The following is a 593-nucleotide window of genomic DNA, read 5'->3' as shown; positions in this document are numbered from 1 at the left end:
CCCGACCACCAGACCCACCCACACCACGGCGGGCATGGTCGACTCGGCGCTCTGCGCCCGAGCGGTGCGCGCCTCGGAGACCGCGGCGAGACGGTCCGTCATCGCGGCACGCTCCTGGAGGCCGACCGGGTCCTGCGGTTGGTGGACACGGACTCCCTCCCGCAACCGTTCCAGCAGGAGGTCGCCCCGCTCGGTCAGCTCCTCCTCCCGGATCATGTGATCCCACTCCTCCTCCACGGTGTGCCGCACGTAGGCGTCCACGTCCTCCCGGACCCGGTCCCGGACCTCGTCGGGAAGCGCGGCGGCCCGCGTCCCGACCTCGTGCAGGGCCTGGGCCTCCTGACGCACCCAGTCCTCGGCGGCACTGCGTTCCTCCCAGACGCCGGCGATCGCCAGACCGAGGACGATGGCGTACACCACGCCGATCATCATGATCATGTAGTCGATCACGGCGGGGGTCTCGGCGGGCTCCTCCGCGCCGTGCCGCCGGCCGTGCCACCAACCGACCAACAGGACCAGACCGCAGGTGGTGACGACGGCGAGGGACAACACCAACCAGGGGGACAACGGTTCTCCTCGGGATGGGGACGGGG

The 593-nt window shown here is 71.3% G+C and carries 1 protein-coding gene; it reads right to left on the bottom strand.

The window, feature by feature from the left end:
- Positions 1-567 (bottom strand): bestrophin-like domain (locus FNQ90_RS26075; RefSeq protein ID WP_182608545.1); only part of this gene is annotated, 567 nt, incomplete at its 3' end.
- Positions 568-593: the final 26 nt, after the last annotated feature.

The organism is Streptomyces alkaliphilus, assembly GCF_014141535.1.
Taxonomy (GTDB): Bacteria; Actinomycetota; Actinomycetes; order Streptomycetales; family Streptomycetaceae; genus Streptomyces; species Streptomyces alkaliphilus.
Note: the sequence above shows the minus strand (reverse complement) of the source record. Positions and strands in the feature narration are given on the sequence as shown.